At 34.3% G+C, this 5,861-nt stretch carries 8 protein-coding genes; all 8 read left to right on the forward strand.

The features are described 5' to 3' along the window. Window positions 1-339 precede the first annotated feature (339 nt). The 8 genes from DFR66_RS13650 to DFR66_RS13685 all read left to right on the forward strand — a co-directional run bounded on the left by DFR66_RS13650 (window position 340) and on the right by DFR66_RS13685 (window position 5,634). Window positions 340-678, forward strand: coding sequence for a TM2 domain-containing protein (locus tag DFR66_RS13650; RefSeq protein WP_114755374.1), 339 nt, complete (start codon window positions 340-342; stop codon window positions 676-678). 176 nt (window positions 679-854) lie between these two features. Continuing rightward, window positions 855-1,094 carry a hypothetical protein gene (locus tag DFR66_RS14200; RefSeq protein ID WP_394336361.1) on the forward strand — a complete coding sequence of 80 codons (240 nt, stop codon included), beginning with the start codon at window positions 855-857 and terminating at the stop codon, window positions 1,092-1,094. After that, a complete protein-coding gene (locus DFR66_RS13660) occupies window positions 1,091-1,528 on the forward strand; it encodes a DUF4870 domain-containing protein (protein WP_114755376.1) in 438 nt (145 codons plus the stop codon). Before DFR66_RS14200 ends, DFR66_RS13660 begins: the two co-directional genes overlap by 4 nt. Then, window positions 1,525-2,322, forward strand: a complete 798-nt coding sequence (locus DFR66_RS13665) for a M48 family metallopeptidase (protein WP_114755377.1) — start codon at window positions 1,525-1,527, stop codon at window positions 2,320-2,322. Before DFR66_RS13660 ends, DFR66_RS13665 begins: the two co-directional genes overlap by 4 nt. Next, the gene (locus DFR66_RS13670) at window positions 2,289-2,471 is read left to right on the forward strand and encodes a hypothetical protein (protein WP_114755378.1); all 183 of its coding nucleotides are present in this window, start codon (window positions 2,289-2,291) and stop codon (window positions 2,469-2,471) included. The genes DFR66_RS13665 and DFR66_RS13670 overlap by 34 nt, the downstream gene beginning before the upstream one ends. A gap of 72 nt (window positions 2,472-2,543) precedes the next feature. Next, on the forward strand, window positions 2,544-3,446 hold the full coding sequence (locus DFR66_RS13675; protein ID WP_114755379.1) for an MBL fold metallo-hydrolase: 903 nt from the start codon (window positions 2,544-2,546) through the stop codon (window positions 3,444-3,446). Between the two features lie 23 nt (window positions 3,447-3,469). Next, the gene (locus DFR66_RS13680) at window positions 3,470-3,859 is read left to right on the forward strand and encodes a putative quinol monooxygenase (RefSeq protein ID WP_242008692.1); all 390 of its coding nucleotides are present in this window, start codon (window positions 3,470-3,472) and stop codon (window positions 3,857-3,859) included. A gap of 239 nt (window positions 3,860-4,098) precedes the next feature. Continuing rightward, window positions 4,099-5,634: an RNA-directed DNA polymerase gene (locus DFR66_RS13685; RefSeq protein WP_114755380.1), complete on the forward strand. Its 1,536-nt coding sequence runs from the start codon at window positions 4,099-4,101 to the stop codon at window positions 5,632-5,634. The last annotated feature ends 227 nt before the right edge of the window (window positions 5,635-5,861 follow it).

A 5,861-nucleotide genomic window follows, 5' to 3' on the forward strand; every position in this document is an offset into this window, starting at 1 on the left:
TTATAGTGTCTTCTAAACTTGAAAAACGCAGTTGTTGACGGGAAATACCTGTGATGTGTTGCATGATTAAAAATACGAAAAATCTTCTTTTTATTCTAGTATTTTGTTATATTTGAAAATAATACAGCGGAGGTTTTTTCACAGACTGACGTTGGCAGCAAGTTTAAAAGACGACCATACAACATGAACATGAAAAATGACATACAAATTTTTGACAGCTCATAAACAGATTTTGTATTATTGACAATAAAAAACGTAGACTTGACTTCATTAAAATAAACGGGGCGAAACCGAAAAGCCATACGAGTAGGACAATTTTAAATTTTAAATAAAATCAAAATGGATGCACAAAAAGTCGACATGTTTATCATGTCAAACGGAAAGTTTTTTGAAAGCCACCAAATCAACTCAATCAGAGACCGATTATTGGCACTTGATGACTCAAAATGGGCAATGTTATCAACCGCACAATTTAAAGACCCTACAACTACTTTAATTGTTTCAATCTTAGCAGGTAGCTTAGGTATTGACAGATTTATGATTGGCGACACAGGACTTGGAGTTGGTAAACTTCTTACTTGTGGTGGATTAGGAATCTGGACAATTATTGACTGGTTCATGATTCAGAAAGCAACAAGAGAAAAGAACATGCAGAAAATTCAACAATTTTTGTATTGATGCTACTCGACAGGAACAAGCTGTATTCAATATTGCTTATAGCATGTGTAGCAGGGTATATTTGGCTTTATTATAGCATAACATCGAATGTAACTGAAAATAAATCAGTAGAAGTTTGCTTGATAAAGCACACAACAAATATACCCTGCCCTTCCTGTGGTTCAACACGTTCTATAATTTCATTGACAAAAGGCAATTTCGTTGAAGCCTTTGACTTAAATCCAATAGGATATATAGTAGCTCTTATAATGCTAATTGCTCCTGTTTGGATTATTGTGGACATAATATTGAGAAATAACTCACTATTCGTGTGTTATCAAAAAATTGAAAGCCATCTAAAAAAAACGAAGTATGCAATCCCTTTGATTTTACTGGTTATTATCAATTGGATTTGGAATATCACAAAAGGAGTATGATACATATAAAGCAATTTAGTTACGAACCTGGAGAACATGAAGCAGAGACAGCTTCAAGTAGTTATTTGATGTCATTAATTGCGATTATTGTTGGGTTGCCGTTACCAATAGTAAATTTAATAGCCACAATGATATTTTATTTTGGAAATAGAAAGTCAACTTATTTTGTCCGCTGGCATTGCACACAAGCTTTGCTTTCACAATTATCTATGCTTTTCATTAATAGCTTTGGATTTTGGTGGACAATATCAATAATATTCACAGACGAGACAATCACAAGTAAATACATTGCCTACATAATTGCAGCAATAATTTTCAACCTGACTGAGTTTATTGCAACCATTTATACAGCAATTCAGACAAGAAAAGGAATCCATGTAGAGTGGTGGTTTTATGGTGCATTGACAAACTTAATTTGCAAACCAAAATCATGAAAAAGCCCATCATACAAGGTATAATAACCATACTCCTTTTTTTCGGGACTTGGTATACCCTAACACAAATTGACTGGATGAAAATTTTTAAAGTCCAGCAAGTAACAGACAAGACGGAACAAAAACTCGGAGAGCTTTTTTGGGGAGTTTTTAAAAAAACAGAAAAGGAAATTACCAACAAACTGACAGTAAATTCGATAGACAGTATTGTGACTCACATCTGTAAGTCAAATAACATTGACAGAGAGAAAATAAAAGTTCATATCCTTAGCAAGGATGAAATAAATGCTTTTGCATTACCGAACAGACATTTAATCGTCTTTAGTGGGCTAATATTAAATTCTGACAATCAAGAAGAATTGGCTGGAGTTATATGTCATGAAATTGCACATATAGAACTAAATCATGTGATGAAGAAACTAGTCAAAGAAATCGGACTTTCAGTTTTAATATCCATGACAACAGGTAATGGCGGGTCAGAAGTTATAAAAGAGACAGCAAAACTTCTGTCTTCATCAGCATTTGACAGAAGTTTAGAAAAAGAAGCAGACATAAAAGCAATTGATTATTTAGTTAATGCAAAAATCAATCCTGAACCATTTGCTAACTTTCTCTATAAACTATCAGACAAAGAGCATGAAGCGACAAAATACTTAACATGGATAAGTACACATCCAGAATCAAAAGAAAGAGCTGAATATATCATTGAATACAGTAAAGGTAAATTGACAGATTACATACAAATTTTATCTAACGAGACATGGGACAAATTGAAAGCAGAATTGAAGGACTAAAAAGAAAACCAGCTGCCAACAGCACCTATAAGAAATTGGCGGTTCAGTGGTTAAATGAAGTTCAGTTTTTCAATCAAACTTTCGTGCAGGTTGACAGTTTTGTGCTTCGAAATCGCCAACTTCTTATAGCTGCAAACCGTTGGGCGTAATTTTAACGACACTCCATTACAGTCGGACAATTAAAAGTGACGAACTTTTTCAAGAACGAAAACTTAGACAACATGAAAAGACTATTTTTTATTGCGACCATACTCTCAGCTCTTTTTGCTACTATAAATTCAGACGCACAGACCGTTTCTGATAGTACAAAGACTGTACAAAAAAAGTATCAGGCTAAGGCACCGCCGACACAATCTTTTGGCAAGAAGGCTTTCGGCAAATCAAAAAAGACAACACTTCGTTGGTTGGGTATGGCGGGCTTTTTAATCAATAGTCGTGGTACAACTTTTATGGTTGACCCATTACTTGAAGGCTTTGATATGCCGCTTTTAATTGACTTCCCCATTTTGGCTAAGGACGTTCCACATTTAGATGCAGTCTTCGTAACTCATGCTGACAATGACCATTTTAGTGTTCCGACAAATGTAGCCATGTCAAAAGTTACAGACGTTTACCACTCGACAGTTTATGTTGATTCATTGATGAAAAACTTAAATCTCAAATCTGTTGGACACGACATTGGAGAGACCTTTAAAGTAAAAAATATTTCTGTAAAGTTGACACCTGCCGACCATGCCTATCAAAATGCTTATCCAGGCATGAGTACACGTTGGTTTAAAAATGAAGATGCTTGTGGCTTTTGGTTTGACACACCAGACGGTACTATTTGGGCGACAGGTGATTCCAGACTAATACCTGAACATCTTACAATGACAGCACCTGATGCAATTTTATTTGACTTCTCAGACAGTGAGTGGCATTTTACTTTTGAAGGAGCAGTGAAAATTGCAAACGCATATCCTAACACACTGCTTCTACTTTGTCATTGGGGTTCGGTGGATTCGCCAGACTTTTCGCCATTCAACGGCGACCCTAAAAAACTTTATGATGTAGTAGTTAATCCTGAACGAATCAAAGTTTTAGCACCCGGAGAGCCATTTGTTCTTAAACGATTTAAAAAATAGTTAATTCCCCAAATTAAATTGACATGAAATATTTATTAGCTTTTATAATTTTCTCATTTAATAACGTATCTGCTCAAACAAAAGACATGATGATTCGTATTTCAGAAATTGAGATTGATTCAAACTATCTCAAAGAGTATAATGCTATACTTCAAGAAGAATCAAGAGCATCAGTTCAATTAGAGGCAGGGGTTATCGCAATTTATCCTTTGTATCAAAAAGAAAACCCGACACAAATTCGCATTTTAGAAATTTATGCAAATCGAAAAGCTTATGAGGCACATTTAAAAACACCTCATTTTCAAAAGTATAAAACAAGCACACTCAAAATGGTAAAGTCATTGAAACTTGTCGACATGGACAACATTGATTCGCAGACAATGGCTGACATATTTCGTAAAATGCACAAATGACGAAGAAGAAAAACTACGCCCAACAGGCGGTTTGGCAATATGGCGGGGCGACGAATATATTCTCAACTTTTTGTTCGCTATTCGGCTTCAGTTCCAGCCGACGAATAACGCCGAGCAATAGAATAAACAATGAACTTTTATTTATAAATTTAGCAGCGGTTACGGGCTGACGATTTTCAAATACCGCCACATCGCCAAGCCGTGTCCGTTGGGCGTCATTTTAAAAAAACCGTACATCAATGACAATTACAGAGATTTTGAAATACTTAAAGAAAGAACAAGTAAATAGGAAATTGCTTGAATACGGATTTTTTTCTGAAAAACTTACACCGATTTTTCAAAGCCAAGTTTTTGGAAAATGGATTAAAAAAGCAAAACCCCAAATGTATTCTGAGCGTTCGTTTTCATCAGTTTCATACAGACTGACAAGAAACAATAACGCTCCTCGAATTATTGATATCCCACATCCGATTTCGTATTATAGACTTTGTGAACATATTAGGCAAAACTGGAAAGAAATCATTAGTAAGATTGGGGAAATTGACGATTATGCTGAAACTAGTATGGTTGTTCCAAAACCAAATAACCTTAATCATAGACTTGTTTCTATGAAATCGTATGACAAGAAAGATGAAGAAAAATTCTTGTTTTTAGATAAGTCGTTTGGCAAAAAATATTTAGTTCATATTGATGTCGCTAATTGCTATCCAAGTATTTATTCTCATTCAATTCCATGGGCACTTGTAGGACATCAAGAAGCAAAGGACAATATGAATGATAAAACCAAATGGTATAATCAACTTGATTTTGCAATCCGTTCGATGCAACGAAATGAAACGATTGGTTTACCAATTGGACCAGATACTTCCAGCTTACTTTCAGAACTTATATTGACCCGAGTTGATAAGGAGTTAGAAAGTTACGATTACCTTCGTTTTATTGATGACTATAAATGTTATTGTAAGTCACAAGAAGAAGCTGACGAATTCATAAGAAAGGCTAGTCGTGAGTTAGAAAAGTATCATCTAAGACTCAACACTAAAAAGACCAAAATTACAGCATTGCCTATTCCGATTGATGAAGAATGGGTAAGGCAATTAAGGCAATATTCTTCAAAGTTTTTAAGAAAGTCGAAATATAATGAAAAGGACATTAACACAATTAGTGAATTTATTGACCTGTCGATTAAACTTACAAGAGATTTTCCCGGTGACTCGCCAAAAAGATATGCGGTGAAAATTCTGACAAACAAAGAATTTACCGATGATAAAACATTTGGGTTCGTAATAATGTCGTTATCTCGTCTTTGTTTTATTTACCCATATTTCATTGACTTATTTGATAATTTACTTCAACGTAATGCCAAGCACATTTCAAAAGAAATTTTGGAAATAATCGAAAGTGAAATAAATAGTCTGACAAAAGAGCATATTAAATATTCTCGGTCTGACGTTTCGCTTTGGAGTCTACATTTGGCAATTAAATACAAATTCAAAATTGATGATTTTGAGTCATACTCTGACCAGCTTTTAAAAGACAAAGACACTTTGCCTTCGTTGCTTTGCTATTACTACGCAAAGAGTAAAAGACTAAAAACAACTAAAAAATATTTCGAATTTATTGAGACCATTAAGAAAGAAAAAATTGAGGATGAATGGTGGATTTATATTTATGAACTTTATTGTGAAAGATATGGACGAGCAGAGTTTAAATCAATTCAGTATAAAGACTTTTATGAATTAATGAGAAAAGAAAAAATAACATTTAGAAGATAAAAAACGAACGCCCAACATCGTATATAAAACATTTGGCAGTCAGTGGGTTATCGAGCATTTCAGCCCGTCTCAAAGGTGCTTGTAACTTGATAGGAAAGTGCTTCGAAATGCCAAACGTTTCATATACGCAACCGTTAGCAGTAATGCTCCGAAAACTCGACGAATTCAATAACTTAATGCAAGAAATGACAAATAAAATCATTTTAATTTTAATATTTCTTTTTTCT

The sequence above is a fragment of the Flavobacterium glaciei genome (assembly GCF_003350545.1).
Lineage (GTDB): Bacteria > Bacteroidota > Bacteroidia > Flavobacteriales > Flavobacteriaceae > Flavobacterium > Flavobacterium glaciei.